This window comes from Yersinia sp. Marseille-Q5920, from assembly GCF_946902935.1.
In the GTDB taxonomy this organism is placed as follows: domain Bacteria; phylum Pseudomonadota; class Gammaproteobacteria; order Enterobacterales; family Enterobacteriaceae; genus Yersinia; species Yersinia rochesterensis.
This window is the reverse complement of the sequence record NZ_CAMPQA010000011.1, coordinates 120,156-134,155: the sequence shown is the minus strand read 5'-3', so window position 1 is coordinate 134,155 and position 14,000 is coordinate 120,156. Positions and strand designations below refer to the sequence as shown.

The following is a 14,000-nucleotide window of genomic DNA, read 5'->3' as shown; positions in this document are numbered from 1 at the left end:
ATCCATTAACCTAACAGCTCAGTTTTATAATCGCCCGCCGGGAAACGGAAAGGCACCGGCCCGTCGGCAATACCATCGAGGAACTGACGCACCCGCTTATCGTCATTGGCTTGTAGTTGCTCAGGTGTTCCTTCAGCAATCACATGCTGATCGGCAACAATATAAGCATAATCAGCAATACTCAGCACTTCCGGTACATCGTGGGAAACCACCACGCAGGTGACCCCCAGTGCATGATTCAGCTCATCAATCAGTTTTACCAGTACGCCCATGGTGATAGGGTCCTGACCAACAAAAGGCTCATCGAACATAATCAATTCGGGATCAAGGGCGATTGCCCGCGCCAGTGCCGCGCGGCGCGCCATACCGCCAGAAAGCTCAGCGGGCATTAAGTTAGCCGCACCACGCAACCCTACGGCCTCTAACTTCATCATCACCGTGCTATGCAGCAGTTCTTCAGGTAAACGGCTATGTTCACGTAATGGGAAAGCCACATTCTCAAATACTGTTAAATCGGTGAATAACGCACCCGATTGAAACAACATGCTCATTTTCTTGCGCACATCATACAAACGCTGACGAGAAAGAGCCGGAATATTATCACCATCAAACCAGATTTCACCGGTATCGGGTGCCAGTTGCCCGCCAATCAAGCGCAACAGAGTGGTTTTACCAATCCCCGAAGGCCCCATAATCGCCGTAACCTTGCCGCGCGGGACTGTCATGTTGATATCGGCGAATATCGGGCGCTCACCACGGGTAAAACTCATCCCACGGATCTCTATCAAATTCGACGCCAATTGGTTCATTATCATTCGTCCCTTAGGCCTTTTATGACTCATTTATACTCTAAATAATTCGAGTTGCAGGAAGGCGGCAACCTGAGTAAATCCCCAGGAGCTTACACAAGTAAGTGACTGGGGTGAACGAAAGCAGCCAACGCACACGCAGCTTGAAGTCTGACGAGTATACCGCCAATGTTACAGCAAATGGCGCTAGCGAGCGCAATTGAGAAGTATTCTGGCAACTTATTGACGTTTTTTCGTAGCCAAAGTTGCCATACGTTTTACTTTTCTGGCACTCACAGTCAAAATTAGGGGGTAAGTAAAAAAAACATAAAAAATGTATTTTTAGTCATTGTTGCCTATCGACTCACATTTACCGACAGCCAACTTCTGCCAATGGTTCAGGATTATATCGAAAAAAGGACTCTGCATGTTTCTTGCGATAACACTATTAATCATTGGCTTGGTTTTATTGGTGTACGGTGCCGATAGATTAGTTTATGGCGCTGCCGTGTTATCCCGCTCTTTCGGTATCCCGCCACTCATTATTGGGATGACCATTGTCGGCATTGGCACTTCGCTGCCGGAACTGATTGTATCAGTAACCGCAGCTCTAAATAACCAAACAGATATGGCCGTCGGGAACGTGTTGGGCTCCAATATTACCAATTTATTGCTGATAGTGGGCGGTGCCGCCCTAATACGCCCGCTGACCGTGCGCTCAGAGATTGTACGCCGCGAATTGCCCTTGATGTTAGTCGTAACGATATTATGTGGTTTCCTGCTGGCTGATAATCATCTTAGCCGGGGAGATGGTGTTATTTTGCTATTGGCAGCCGTGGCTTTTATTATTCTGATACTAAAAATCGCACGCCTGGCCCATTCGCAAGGAAATGATATTCTCACCCGCGAGCAATTGGCTGAGCTACCACAAGACAGCAGTAATACTGTCGCATTATTATGGCTGGTGCTGGCATTCATTATTTTGCCACTGTCAGCCAAAATGATTATCGACAATGCCACGGTCATCGCCAGAGTCGCCGGTGTTAGTGAGTTAGTTATCGGGCTAACCGTCATTGCCATTGGCACCAGCTTACCTGAACTGGCCACCTTTATCGCCGGCGCGTTAAAAGGTGAAAATGATATGGCGGTTGGCAATATCATCGGTTCAAATATCTTTAATATTGTCATTGTGTTAGGCGTTCCCGCATTGCTGTCTCCGGGTGATATCAACCCCGAGGCTTTTCAGCGAGATTATTGGGTCATGCTCGCTGTTAGTGTGATATTTACTGTGCTTTGTCTGGGGCGTACACATCGAATCGGCCATATGGCGGGCGCTCTGTTATTATGCGGGTTTATCGCGTATCTGGCGGTGCTATTTTGGCTGCCCTTGGCTGCGGCCTAACCCATATTGCCTACCAACATTGAGCGGGAACCAAGAATGTCTTTTTCTGATTTGCAGCCAAAAGTTGATTTTCAACAGGCGGGTAAACAAGTATTACAGATTGAGCGCGAAGGATTGGCGCAACTCGATCAATACATTAATGACGATTTTTCCCGAGCTTGCGAGGCTATATTTAACTGCCACGGTAAAGTGGTCGTTATGGGGATGGGTAAATCTGGCCATATTGGGTGCAAAATTGCTGCGACTTTCGCCAGCACCGGCACCCCATCATTTTTTGTCCATCCCGGCGAGGCCAGTCATGGCGATTTGGGGATGATCACGCCGCAAGATATCGTGCTCGCCATCTCCAACTCAGGGGAGTCCAACGAAATTCTGGCGTTGATCCCCGTCCTCAAACGCCAGAAAATCCAGCTTATTTGCATGAGCAGCAACCCAGAAAGCACCATGGGCAAAGCGGCTGACATTCACTTGTGTATCAAGGTGCCGCAAGAAGCTTGCCCACTGGGGCTGGCCCCGACCACCAGCACCACCGCCACATTAGTGATGGGTGATGCCCTCGCGGTGGCTTTGCTGCAGGCGCGGGGCTTCACTCAGGAAGATTTTGCTCTCTCCCATCCGGGCGGCGCACTAGGGCGCAAATTATTATTGCGGATCAGCGATATTATGCACACCGGTGCGGAGATTCCTCACGTCAGCCCTGATGCTTCATTACGCGATGCATTACTGGAGATTACTCGGAAAAATCTGGGTTTAACCGTAATCTGTGACGATTTGATGATGATTAAAGGTATCTTTACCGATGGGGATTTGCGCCGGGTATTCGATATGGGCATTGACTTAAATAACGCGAAAATCGCGGATGTGATGACCAAAGGCGGTATTCGGGTGCGTCCAAACCTGTTGGCAGTAGATGTGCTCAACCTGATGGAATCACGTCATATTACTGCGGTATTAGTGGCCGATGGTGACCAATTACTGGGTGTGGTGCATATGCATGACATGCTGAGAGCCGGTGTTGTTTAATAAAAGGTAAATTATGGATAGCACAGTATATCTGGACACATGCTATGGCCCAGTCGCTAGCAACGTTATGGAACGTGCAGCCAACATTCGCTTATTGATCTGTGATGTTGATGGTGTCATGTCCGATGGCCTGATTTACATGGGTAATCAGGGAGAAGAGCTGAAAGCTTTCAATGTGCGGGATGGCTATGGTATCCGCTGCCTGATAACCTCGGGTATTGAGGTGGCAATTATCACTGGCCGCAATGCTAAATTACTGGAAGACCGTGCCAACACCTTAGGCATTACCCACCTTTATCAAGGGCAATCTGATAAGCTGGTTGCCTATAATGAGTTATTGGCCGCATTAAAATGTCTGCCTGAGCACGTTGCTTATATTGGTGATGATTTGATTGATTGGCCCGTAATGGCGCAAGTGGGCTTATCTGTCGCCGTGGCGGATGCCCATCCATTACTCATTCCCAAAGCGGATTATGTCACGCAAATCAAGGGCGGGCGCGGTGCAGTACGCGAGTTATGTGATTTGATATTATTAGCCCAAGGTAAACTCGAAGGTGCTAAAGGATTGTCGATATGAGTAAAACAAGACTATGGATAACAATATCCTTAGCACTGATTGCCTTAGCTTTGATTGGCTGGAATTTTTCCGGTTTTAATCAACAAGGTAGACAAAATGTGGCGAATGATCAGGAACCCTCATCGCAAAGCCAACATACTGTTACCGTGGTTTTTAATCCAGTTGGGCAGTTGAGTTATAAACTGGTGGCGGAAGAAGTCCAGAATTTCAGCGAACAAGAGCTGACCTGGTTTACCCGGCCAGTGATGACAATGTTTGATGAGAATGCCGTCGCCACGTGGTCAGTACGTGCGGACCGTGCCAAGCTGACCAATGATAAGATGCTTTATTTGTATGGTCATGTTGAGGTTGATAGCCTAACCCCAGACGCACAGTTACAAAAAATTAAAACTGATAACGCCCAAGTTAATTTGATCACTCAGGATGTCTCCTCTGATGATGAAGTGACCCTCTTTGGTGTTGGATTTACCTCTAACGGCATGAAAATGCGTGGCAACTTGCGGGATAAAACCGCCGAGCTGATTGAAAAGGTTAAAACCTCTTATGAAATCCAAAAATAAAATTCGTCATTTTTTGCTTGCCAGCTCACTTTTGGCCGCCAGTCTGCCAGCATTGGCTTTAACGGGTGATACTGAGCAGCCCGTCAAGGTTGACTCAGCCAAACAAGCGCTAGATATGGCAGCGAATACCATCACATTTACTGATAATGTGATTATCAAGCAAGGCACCATTGAGATTAAAGCTGATAAAGTGGTGGTTACCCGCCCGGGTGGTGATCAGAGCAAAATGGTCATTGAAGGTTTTGGTAATCCGGTCACTTTCTATCAGATGCAAGACAGTGGTAAGCCCGTGAAAGGCCATGGACAGAAACTGCGTTACGAAGTCGCTAACGATTTTGTCGTGTTGACCGGTGATGCCTATCTGGAGCAGCTTGATAGCAATATCAAAGGTGATCGCATCACTTATTTGGTGAAAAAACAGCAGATGGAAGCCTTCAGTGATAAAGGCAAGCGCGTCACCACCGTGCTATTACCGTCCCAATTACAAGATAAAGGGCCAGCAGCTTCAGGCCAAAAGAAGAGTAACTAATCATTTATGGCAACATTAATCGCAGAAAAACTGGCTAAGGCATACAAAGGCCGTAAAGTGGTCGAAGACGTCAGCTTGAAAGTAAAGTCCGGTGAGATTGTCGGTTTACTTGGGCCGAACGGTGCCGGTAAGACCACCACTTTTTATATGGTCGTCGGCATTGTTCAGCGTGACGCCGGGCGTATTGTGATTGATGACGAAGATATCAGCCTTTTGCCTTTGCATGAACGCGCCCTGCGCGGAATTGGCTATTTACCGCAAGAAGCTTCTATCTTCCGCCGCCTGAGTGTTTTTAACAATCTGATGGCGGTGCTGGAAATCCGTAAAGACCTCTCATCTGAGCAGCGCCAAGAGCGGGCTGATGAGTTAATGGAAGAGTTCCATATTACTCATTTACGTGACAGTCTGGGCCAATCACTTTCTGGCGGTGAACGTCGCCGGGTTGAAATCGCCCGTGCGCTGGCAGCTAATCCTAAATTTATTCTGCTGGATGAGCCGTTTGCTGGGGTTGACCCGATTTCTGTTATTGATATCAAAAAAATAATTGAGCACCTGCGCGACAGTGGCCTCGGTGTCCTGATTACCGACCATAACGTGCGCGAGACACTCGACGTTTGTGAGCGGGCTTATATTGTAAGCCAAGGGCGTTTAATCGCTCACGGAACACCACAGGAAATTTTGGCTGACGAACAAGTTAAACGTGTTTATTTGGGTGAAGAGTTCCGTCTTTAATTTTCTCATTCTGAAACGCTGTTGATGATTTTGTTAGCCACCAGGAAAATTGATACTGCATTATGAAGCAAGGTTTGCAACTCAAGTTCAGCCAACAACTGGCAATGACTCCGCAGCTACAGCAGGCTATTCGCCTGTTGCAGCTTTCTACGCTAGAGCTCCAGCAGGAGATTCAGTTAGCGCTGGAGAGTAACCCCCTGCTTGAGCAAACCGATCTTCACGAAGAGATAGATGCAAAAGAAACGGTAGACAGTGAAGCGCTTGATACCCGCGAAGCGCTGGAACAAAAAGATATGCCGGAAGAGTTACCACTGGATGCGACCTGGGATGAAATTTACACCGCAGGCACACCATCCGGTATGGGTAATGATTACAGTGACGACGAGCTACCGGTCTATCAAGGGGAAACCACCCAAACGCTACAAGACTATTTAATGTGGCAAGTGGACTTGACCCCCTTTTCTGAAACTGATGCTGCGATTGCGACTTCTATCGTCGATGCGGTTGATGAAACCGGTTATCTTACTGTGCCACTGGAAGACATTCTGGAAAGTATGGGAGATGAAAACGTCGGGTTGGATGAAGTTGAGGCGGTGCTTAAGCGGATACAACACTTTGATCCCATTGGTGTCGCGGCGCGAAACTTGCGGGAATGCCTATTGGTGCAGTTGTCGCAATATGCTAAAGACACGCCTTATCTGGCCGAAGCGCGCTTGGTTATTAGTGATTATCTGGATTTGCTAGGCAACCATGATTTCCGCACGATGATCCGTTTAAGTCGGCTAAAAGAAGATACACTGAAAGAAGCCATTGCTCTGATTCAATCACTGGACCCGCGCCCTGGCCAGTCCATCAATACCGGGGAATCTGAGTATGTCATACCGGACGTTCTGGTGCGTAAAGACAAAGGACACTGGACGGTAGAGCTGAATGCCGATAGCATTCCACGCCTGAAAATCAACCAACAGTACGCGGCAATGGGCAGCAGCACCCGTAATGACAGTGATGGGCAGTTTATCCGTAGCAATCTGCAAGAAGCAAAATGGTTGATAAAAAGCCTTGAAAGCCGCAATGAGACGCTGTTAAAAGTGGCGCGCTGCATCGTAGAGCAGCAAGTGGCCTTTTTTGAGAATGGGCCTGAATTTATGAAACCCATGGTACTGGCAGACATAGCCCAAGCCGTGGATATGCATGAGTCGACAATTTCCCGTGTGACCACGCAGAAATTCCTGCACAGTCCTCGGGGTATTTTCGAGCTGAAGTATTTCTTCTCCAGTCACGTCAATACCGAAAGCGGGGGGGAAGCTTCTTCCACTGCAATCCGTGCACTGGTGAAAAAATTGGTTGCGGCAGAAAATCCTGCCAAACCACTGAGTGACAGTAAGCTGACCACGCTATTATGCGAACAAGGCATTATGGTGGCGCGGCGTACTGTCGCGAAGTACCGAGAGTCGTTATCCATCCCGCCGTCAAACCAGCGGAAACAGTTGGTTTGACCTGAACTGAGAAGGAAGACACTATGCAACTCAATATTACCGGACATCATGTCGAAATAACCGAAGCATTACGCGAGTTTGTTACCACTAAATTTGCCAAACTAGAGCAATATTTTGATCGCATTAACCAAGTGTATGTGGTTTTAAGTGTCGAAAAAGTAAAACAAATTGCAGAAGCAACGGTGCATGTGAATGGGGGTGAGTTGCACGCAAGCTCAGAGCAGGAGGATATGTACGCCGCAATTGATATTTTGGTTGATAAACTGGCTCGCCAGTTGAACAAACATAAAGATAAGCTAAAACAACATTAGGGGCCCTTGTTGCTGTTATCTACCTTAAATAATTCGAATTGCAGGAAAGCACATGCAGCTTGAAGTATGACGGTACACAGCAAAGGTTCTACACTCGCTACACAACCTGATGCCAGCAGAGAAGAATATTCCGCTGGCATCAGGCGTAAAACAGCGCTTAAGTGAAAGATGAGATGATCAACGATCCAGCATTGCAATTAAGCTCGGTATTAAATATCGAGTGCACCAAAAGCTCCGTACATTGCTCAAGTAAAAAACGGGCTTTGGAAATTATCAGCGAGTTAGCTGCCAAACAGCTGAACCTGCCGTCACAGATCGTTTTCGATGCTGTGTTAACCCGCGAACGCATGGGCAGTACAGGCATTGGTAGTGGCATCGCGATACCTCATGGCAAGCTGGAGGAAGATACACTGCGCGCTGTAGGTGTATTTATCCGCTTGGACCAACCTATTGCTTTCGATGCTATTGATAATCAACCGGTTGATCTATTATTTGCCTTGTTGGTTCCAGCAGATCAATGTAAAACTCACTTACACACTTTGTCTTTAGTAGCCAAACGATTAGCTGATAAAACAGTGTGTCGTCGTTTACGGGCGGCGCAAAGTGATGATGAGCTTTATCAAATCATGACTGAATTACCGCCAGAAACAGCGTAATTCACTGGGAAACATCCGTTTTATTCGCTATGCCCGGCTTGTGTGGCCGGGAATATAGGGTTCTATAGAGGGAGTCACTCACATGGTGCTGATGATTGTCAGCGGCCGTTCCGGTTCAGGGAAGTCTGTTGCTTTGCGCGCATTGGAAGATATGGGTTTCTACTGCGTCGATAACTTGCCTGTGGTTCTGCTGCCGCAATTGGCGAGTACACTCGCCGATAGGAACATCTCTGCCGCAGTGAGCATAGACGTGCGCAATATGCCTGAATCTCCTGAGGTATTTGAACATGCCATGACCCAACTGCCGGACAGCTTTTCACCGCAGTTGCTGTTTTTGGATGCTGATCGCAATACCTTGATTCGTCGCTATAGTGACACCCGTCGGTTACATCCGCTGTCGACCAAAAATCTGTCATTAGAAAGTGCTATTGATGAAGAAAGCGACCTGTTAGAGCCTTTGCGCTCACGGGCCGACTTGATTATTGATACTTCTGAAATGTCAGTGCATGAGTTGGCTGAGATGCTGCGCACCCGTCTACTGGGTAAACGTGAGCGTGAGCTGACCATGGTGTTTGAGTCTTTCGGCTTTAAACACGGCCTTCCCATTGATGCAGATTATGTCTTCGACGTACGCTTCCTGCCAAACCCGCACTGGGACCCGAAATTACGCCCCATGACAGGTTTGGATAAGCCGGTAGCTTCTTTCCTCGATCGCCATACAGAAGTGCACAACTTTATTTATCAGACCCGCAGCTATCTGGAACTGTGGTTGCCGATGCTGGAAACCAATAACCGCAGTTATCTGACGGTTGCCATTGGGTGTACTGGCGGTAAGCACCGTTCAGTCTACGTTGCGGAACAACTGGCCGATTACTTCCGCGCTCGCGGGAAGAATGTCCAATCACGTCATCGTACTCTGGAAAAGCGTAAATAATGACCGTCAAACAGACAGTTGAGATCAAAAACAAGTTGGGGATGCATGCCAGACCCGCAATGAAATTGTTCGAACTGGTCCAAAGTTTTGATGCAGAAGTGATGTTACGCAATGACAGTGGGACCGAAGCCGAAGCCAGCAGTGTTATTGCACTGCTGATGCTCGATTCCGCCAAAGGCCGCCAAATTGAGGTTGAGGCGACCGGGCCTGATGAGATACAGGCTTTGGCGGCAGTGATTGAGTTATTTAATTCTGGATTTGATGAAGATTAAGTTTTTATTTTGCGGTTCAGTTGATATTCGATTTGTGATCCGGTTCGGTTGTTAGAACTTCATTGCCTACTTAATCTCCGATGAACCAACCGCCAAAGGGGGCAGCGGCCCCCTTGTGGAATCCCGCGCTTTTGCACGTATCGCCTGCCCACTGCGTGGGTTCCCTCACTCATCGTTTCGGCTGACGGACCGCCGTGATTCGCCTCCTGCTCAAGCACGGCTCGCGCTGGCTCGATAAGGCCAGCGGCTGCCGGAGGAGACTGCGAAAGCAGTAATATTTCGCGCAAGCCGCAGGTGCAGGAGGGCCGGCCTGCCCTCCTGCTCGGTTGAGGCCGCTGAGGTAAGGTAATAACTGAACGACTATCAACCGAAAGATGATCCGCAGCGTCAACAACCAAACCAGTCACTGAACAAATCACATCTAAACAAACATTACCCAACTTAAGATATTTGAAATCAAAATGTACTGGGTAATCGTTTGCTAATCATAAAAAATGCGGCTTTTCCCCCTTGCAGAGAAATCCCACGCGAGTATAATTCGCCACAATTTGCCGGGAGATATGATGAAAAGCTGCTTGGATTTTGCTAAACATCGTCGTTTTGTTGAAAATGGCCCTATTGATGGCCGACAAAATAGACTGCCAGCAGGCAGCCAACTGCCGTTCTTTCTCCCGTTGCTAAACCGATCCTGAAAGGCCCCTCATTGAGGGGCTTTTTTTTGTCTGCCGATCGGCACCAAATTAAGCATTATCACCAATTAAAATATATACCCTAAATAATTCGAGTTGCAGGAAGGCGGCAACTGAGCAAATCCCCAAGAGTCTACTGATTTTAAGGTCAACGACCAGTAAGTAACTGGGATGAGCGAAAGCAGCCAACGCACATGCAGCTTGAAGCATGACGGGTCACAGAGGAGAGCGAAATGGTCAACCCATTGTATCACAAGCATATAATCTCAATTAACGACTTATGTCGCGAGGAGCTGGAACTGGTATTACGCACTGCCGCCAGTCTAAAAAGCCATCCGCAACCTGAGTTGTTAAAACACAAAGTGATCGCCAGTTGCTTTTTCGAAGCCTCAACCCGCACCCGTTTGTCATTTGAAACCTCTATTCACCGCCTTGGCGCATCCGTTGTCGGTTTTTCGGATAGCAGCAACACTTCGCTGGGTAAGAAAGGCGAGACGCTGGCTGACACCATGTCAGTCATCAGCACCTATGTCGATGCCATTGTCATGCGCCATCCGCAAGAAGGGGCTGCGCGCCTTGCCGCCCAATTCTCTGGCCATGTGCCGGTGGTCAATGCCGGTGACGGAGCCAACCAGCACCCAACCCAAACACTGCTCGATTTATTCACAATTCAGGAAACCCAAGGTCGGCTGGATAACATCAATATTGCCATGGTCGGCGACCTAAAATATGGCCGTACCGTGCACTCGCTGACGCAAGCGCTGGCTAAATTCGATGGCAATCGCTTCTTCTTTATCGCCCCGGATGCACTGGCAATGCCAGCTTATCTTCTTGAAATGTTGGAAGAAAAAGGTATTGAATATAGCTTGCACGAAAGCATTGAAGAAGTGGTGCCAGAGCTGGATATTCTCTATATGACCCGCGTACAAAAAGAGCGCCTTGACCCGTCAGAATACGCCAACGTCAAAGCACAGTTTGTCCTACGTGCGGCTGATTTGAATGGTGCGCGAGATAATCTCAAAGTGCTACACCCGCTGCCACGTATTGATGAAATTACCACCGATGTTGATAAAACCCCTTACGCCTACTATTTCCAACAAGCAGGTAACGGGATTTTTGCACGTCAGGCGCTGTTGGCGCTGGTACTCAACGCAGATTTGGCTCTTTAAGGGGGATTGAACATGACTCAGGATTACAAACTACAGGTTGAGGCAATTAAATGCGGCACCGTGATTGACCATATTCCGGCGCAAATCGGGTTTAAATTGCTGTCGCTGTTCAAACTGACTGCGACTGACCAGCGCATTACCATCGGGTTGAACTTACCTTCTAAGCGTTCAGGTCGTAAGGATTTGATTAAAATAGAAAATACCTTCCTGACAGAGCAACAAGCCAACCAATTAGCGATGTATGCGCCGGATGCTACCGTCAACCGCATTGATAATTATGAAGTGGTCAAAAAGCTGACGCTTAGTCTACCGGAGCATATCGACGGCGTACTCACCTGCCCTAATAGCAACTGTATCAGCCACAATGAGCCAGTCGACTCCAGCTTTAAAGTGAAAGCCAAGCAGGGTGAAATTCACCTTAAATGCAAATATTGCGAGAAAGAGTTTGATCACCAGGTGGTGTTACAAGCAGATTAGTGACAAGCAGATTAGCCGCAAAGTTGACGCGCGCGGGTTGCTGTAATTCGCCCCATCTTTATAATGATGGGGATAATTAATTATGATATTTGATAACCAGGAGTCACCATGTCACGCATTATCAGCACTGAACTCGCCCCTGCCGCCATTGGCCCTTATGTTCAAGGTGTCGATCTGGGCAGCATGATCATCACTTCCGGCCAGATCCCAGTTGATCCGAAAACCGGTCTGGTAGCCGATGACGTTTCAGCTCAGGCACGTCAATCACTGGAAAATGTGAAAGCTATTGTCGAAGCTGCTGGCCTAAAAGTAGCCGATATCGTGAAAACCACAGTATTCGTTAAAGATCTGAATGATTTCAGTACCGTTAACGCCACTTACGAAGCTTTCTTCGCAGAACACAATGCGCCATTCCCTGCGCGCTCATGTGTCGAAGTGGCCCGTCTGCCGAAAGATGTGAAAATCGAAATCGAAGCTATCGCGGTACGTCGTTAATTCTGATGTCATTGCGTCACAGCGGGTGAATACCCGCCGTTTGCATGGGTATATACCTACCATTTACATGGGTATATACCCTAAATAATTTGAGTTTCCGCCAATCAATGACCCGGGGGAGCGAAGGCAGCCAACACATATGCAGCTTGAAGTATGACGGGTATCAATCTTCTCTAACCCAATAAATCCCTTCATAGGCCCGCAATTCCATCTCCTGCGGCTGAAAAGCGCTTTCGCCATAGCTGCTCATCAACAATTGCCAGTTACCATCCAGCTCGATGCCCTCCGGCTGCCATTGCCGTGATTCACTACTCAGATTCGCGACCACCAGCAATTTCTTACCTCGCCAATTCCGTAAATAACACCATAAATCAGGGTGTTGTGGGGAAAGATCCTGATAATCACCAAAAGTTAACACATCGTGCTGCTTGCGCAGAGCTATTAGATATTGATAGGCATAAAATACCGAATCGGCATCTGCCAACGCAGTTTCGACGTTAATATTGGTGTAATTACTGCAAGGCTCGATCCACGGCGTCCCTTGGCTGAATCCGGCATTAGGGCGACTATCCCATTGCATGGGAGTGCGGCCATTATCGCGGGATTTGGTCGCCAAGATTGCCAATAATTCGTCAGGCTCACGGCCTTTGGCACTTAATTCAGCAAACATATTCAGGCTTTCAACATCACGATATTGATCAATCGAGCTGAAGTTTGGATTGGTCATCCCAATCTCTTCGCCTTGATAAATATAGGGCGTGCCCTGCATACCGTGCAGCACCATCGCCAGCATCTTGGCGGCAGGCAAACGCAGCGCACCCTCATCACCAAAACGCGACACAATGCGCGGTTGGTCGTGATTACACCAGAACAGCGCATTCCACGCGCGGTTATGCATCCCTTGCTGCCACTGGTTAAAAATCTGTTTAAGTTCGACACGATCCGGCGACATCAGCGACCATTTCTCACCCTTGAGATAATCCACTTTCAAATGATGGAAATTAAAGGTCATCGACAATTCGTCACCGCCCAATGCGGCATAGCGCTGGCAATGCTCAAGGCGGGTGGAAGACATCTCCCCTACTGTCATCAGGCCACGTGGCTGAAACACATCGCGGCTCATTTCTTGTAAAAATTCGTGGATACGCGGGCCATCAGTATAGAAACGGCGGCCATCTCCATCGAAATCATTCGGGAAGTCTTGCTGTTTGGATACCAAATTAATCACATCCAGACGCAAACCATCTACGCCAATATCAGCCCAAAACTCACACACTTTTTTCAGTTCGTCGCGGACTGGTTGGTGTTCCCAGTTGAGATCAGCCTGTTCGGTGGCAAATAAATGCAGATAATACTGACCACTGGCCGCGTGCCATTGCCAGGCATTACCGCCAAATTTAGAGCGCCAGTTATTGGGCAAATTGTCGCCCTCTCCATCGCGCCAAATATAAAACTGGCGGTAAGGGCTGTTGCGGTCTTGCGATGCTTTAAACCAAGCATGTTCAGTGGACGTATGGTTGAATACCATGTCCATCACGATACGAATGCCCCGTTGATGGGCTTGTTCCACCAGCGTTTTGAAGTCATCCAAGGTGCCGTAAGCCGGATCAATGGCGCAATAATCCGCAACGTCATAGCCATTATCCACTTGTGGCGAGACATAAACTGGCGTCAGCCAGATGGCATCAATCCCCAGCTTTTGCAGATAATCCAGCCGTTGCGTCACCCCTGCCAAATCGCCGTAGCCATTACCGGTACTGTCCTGAAAACTCTTCGGGTAAATCTGATAAATGACGCCGTTTTGCCACCAAGGGATGGGATTATTCATAACAGACTCTTATTTGTAGAAAAAACCGAAAAAATTGAGAAATTAAGTTCACTAGGAAATAG

The 14,000-nt window shown here is 48.1% G+C and carries 16 protein-coding genes; 14 read left to right on the top strand and 2 right to left on the bottom strand.

Features of this window, described 5'->3' with window-relative positions; all coding sequences use genetic code 11:
* Window positions 1-5: 5 nt before the first annotated feature.
* The gene (gene mlaF, locus OVO64_RS15840) at window positions 6-809 is read right to left on the bottom strand and encodes a phospholipid ABC transporter ATP-binding protein MlaF (RefSeq protein ID WP_050112200.1); all 804 of its coding nucleotides are present in this window, start codon (window positions 807-809) and stop codon (window positions 6-8) included.
* A gap of 406 nt (window positions 810-1,215) precedes the next feature.
* On the opposite strand from mlaF, the gene OVO64_RS15835 reads away from it, so the two are divergent.
* The 14 genes from OVO64_RS15835 (at window position 1,216) to ridA (ending at window position 12,110) form a co-directional block, all read left to right on the top strand.
* A complete protein-coding gene (locus OVO64_RS15835; protein WP_038638739.1) occupies window positions 1,216-2,190 on the top strand; it encodes a calcium/sodium antiporter in 975 nt (324 codons plus the stop codon).
* A 36-nt stretch (window positions 2,191-2,226) separates the two neighbouring features.
* Complete coding sequence (kdsD, locus tag OVO64_RS15830; RefSeq protein WP_038638736.1) at window positions 2,227-3,213, top strand: arabinose-5-phosphate isomerase KdsD; 987 nt, start codon at window positions 2,227-2,229, stop codon at window positions 3,211-3,213.
* Window positions 3,214-3,226: 13 nt separating this feature from the next.
* On the top strand, window positions 3,227-3,790 hold the full coding sequence (gene kdsC, locus OVO64_RS15825; protein ID WP_038638733.1) for a 3-deoxy-manno-octulosonate-8-phosphatase KdsC: 564 nt from the start codon (window positions 3,227-3,229) through the stop codon (window positions 3,788-3,790).
* On the top strand, window positions 3,787-4,350 hold the full coding sequence (gene lptC, locus OVO64_RS15820; protein WP_038638730.1) for an LPS export ABC transporter periplasmic protein LptC: 564 nt from the start codon (window positions 3,787-3,789) through the stop codon (window positions 4,348-4,350). Before kdsC ends, lptC begins: the two co-directional genes overlap by 4 nt.
* The gene (gene lptA, locus OVO64_RS15815; protein WP_038638727.1) at window positions 4,334-4,879 is read left to right on the top strand and encodes a lipopolysaccharide ABC transporter substrate-binding protein LptA; all 546 of its coding nucleotides are present in this window, start codon (window positions 4,334-4,336) and stop codon (window positions 4,877-4,879) included. The genes lptC and lptA overlap by 17 nt, the downstream gene beginning before the upstream one ends.
* 6 nt (window positions 4,880-4,885) lie before the next feature.
* Window positions 4,886-5,611 (top strand): LPS export ABC transporter ATP-binding protein, encoded by a 726-nt coding sequence (gene lptB / locus OVO64_RS15810; protein WP_038638724.1) that lies wholly within the window; start codon window positions 4,886-4,888, stop codon window positions 5,609-5,611.
* Window positions 5,612-5,673: 62 nt separating this feature from the next.
* Entirely contained in the window at window positions 5,674-7,107 is a 1,434-nt protein-coding gene (gene rpoN, locus OVO64_RS15805; RefSeq protein ID WP_145509835.1) for an RNA polymerase factor sigma-54, read from the top strand.
* Window positions 7,108-7,130: 23 nt separating this feature from the next.
* Complete coding sequence (gene hpf / locus OVO64_RS15800) at window positions 7,131-7,418, top strand: ribosome hibernation promoting factor (RefSeq protein ID WP_004392031.1); 288 nt, start codon at window positions 7,131-7,133, stop codon at window positions 7,416-7,418.
* 173 nt (window positions 7,419-7,591) lie between these two features.
* Entirely contained in the window at window positions 7,592-8,074 is a 483-nt protein-coding gene (gene ptsN / locus OVO64_RS15795; RefSeq protein WP_032820610.1) for a PTS IIA-like nitrogen regulatory protein PtsN, read from the top strand.
* 82 nt (window positions 8,075-8,156) lie between these two features.
* Window positions 8,157-9,008, top strand: a complete 852-nt coding sequence (gene rapZ, locus OVO64_RS15790) for an RNase adapter RapZ (RefSeq protein ID WP_004392034.1) — start codon at window positions 8,157-8,159, stop codon at window positions 9,006-9,008.
* Window positions 9,008-9,280, top strand: coding sequence for a PTS phosphocarrier protein NPr (npr, locus tag OVO64_RS15785; protein WP_005162489.1), 273 nt, complete (start codon window positions 9,008-9,010; stop codon window positions 9,278-9,280). Before rapZ ends, npr begins: the two co-directional genes overlap by 1 nt.
* A 922-nt stretch (window positions 9,281-10,202) precedes the next feature.
* The gene (pyrB, locus tag OVO64_RS15780; RefSeq protein WP_032820756.1) at window positions 10,203-11,138 is read left to right on the top strand and encodes an aspartate carbamoyltransferase; all 936 of its coding nucleotides are present in this window, start codon (window positions 10,203-10,205) and stop codon (window positions 11,136-11,138) included.
* A gap of 12 nt (window positions 11,139-11,150) precedes the next feature.
* Window positions 11,151-11,615 carry an aspartate carbamoyltransferase regulatory subunit gene (gene pyrI, locus OVO64_RS15775; RefSeq protein ID WP_004392342.1) on the top strand — a complete coding sequence of 155 codons (465 nt, stop codon included), beginning with the start codon at window positions 11,151-11,153 and terminating at the stop codon, window positions 11,613-11,615.
* A gap of 108 nt (window positions 11,616-11,723) precedes the next feature.
* Entirely contained in the window at window positions 11,724-12,110 is a 387-nt protein-coding gene (gene ridA / locus OVO64_RS15770) for a 2-iminobutanoate/2-iminopropanoate deaminase (protein ID WP_004392344.1), read from the top strand.
* Between the two features lie 163 nt (window positions 12,111-12,273).
* Here ridA and treC read toward each other — a convergent pair whose 3' ends face one another.
* Complete coding sequence (treC, locus tag OVO64_RS15765) at window positions 12,274-13,938, bottom strand: alpha,alpha-phosphotrehalase (RefSeq protein ID WP_145509834.1); 1,665 nt, start codon at window positions 13,936-13,938, stop codon at window positions 12,274-12,276.
* Window positions 13,939-14,000 lie beyond the last annotated feature (62 nt).

Excerpts from the sequence above, each read along its gene's own strand:
- mlaF (WP_050112200.1), bottom strand. The coding sequence starts at position 809 with ATGAACCAATTGGCGTCGAATTTGATAGAGATCCGTGGGATGAGTTTT.
- OVO64_RS15835 (WP_038638739.1), top strand. The coding sequence starts at position 1,216 with ATGTTTCTTGCGATAACACTATTAATCATTGGCTTGGTTTTATTGGTG.
- kdsD (WP_038638736.1), top strand. The coding sequence starts at position 2,227 with ATGTCTTTTTCTGATTTGCAGCCAAAAGTTGATTTTCAACAGGCGGGT.
- kdsC (WP_038638733.1), top strand. The coding sequence starts at position 3,227 with ATGGATAGCACAGTATATCTGGACACATGCTATGGCCCAGTCGCTAGC.
- lptC (WP_038638730.1), top strand. The coding sequence starts at position 3,787 with ATGAGTAAAACAAGACTATGGATAACAATATCCTTAGCACTGATTGCC.
- lptA (WP_038638727.1), top strand. The coding sequence starts at position 4,334 with ATGAAATCCAAAAATAAAATTCGTCATTTTTTGCTTGCCAGCTCACTT.
- lptB (WP_038638724.1), top strand. The coding sequence starts at position 4,886 with ATGGCAACATTAATCGCAGAAAAACTGGCTAAGGCATACAAAGGCCGT.
- rpoN (WP_145509835.1), top strand. The coding sequence starts at position 5,674 with ATGAAGCAAGGTTTGCAACTCAAGTTCAGCCAACAACTGGCAATGACT.
- hpf (WP_004392031.1), top strand. The coding sequence starts at position 7,131 with ATGCAACTCAATATTACCGGACATCATGTCGAAATAACCGAAGCATTA.
- ptsN (WP_032820610.1), top strand. The coding sequence starts at position 7,592 with ATGATCAACGATCCAGCATTGCAATTAAGCTCGGTATTAAATATCGAG.
- rapZ (WP_004392034.1), top strand. The coding sequence starts at position 8,157 with ATGGTGCTGATGATTGTCAGCGGCCGTTCCGGTTCAGGGAAGTCTGTT.
- npr (WP_005162489.1), top strand. The coding sequence starts at position 9,008 with ATGACCGTCAAACAGACAGTTGAGATCAAAAACAAGTTGGGGATGCAT.
- pyrB (WP_032820756.1), top strand. The coding sequence starts at position 10,203 with ATGGTCAACCCATTGTATCACAAGCATATAATCTCAATTAACGACTTA.
- pyrI (WP_004392342.1), top strand. The coding sequence starts at position 11,151 with ATGACTCAGGATTACAAACTACAGGTTGAGGCAATTAAATGCGGCACC.
- ridA (WP_004392344.1), top strand. The coding sequence starts at position 11,724 with ATGTCACGCATTATCAGCACTGAACTCGCCCCTGCCGCCATTGGCCCT.
- treC (WP_145509834.1), bottom strand. The coding sequence starts at position 13,938 with ATGAATAATCCCATCCCTTGGTGGCAAAACGGCGTCATTTATCAGATT.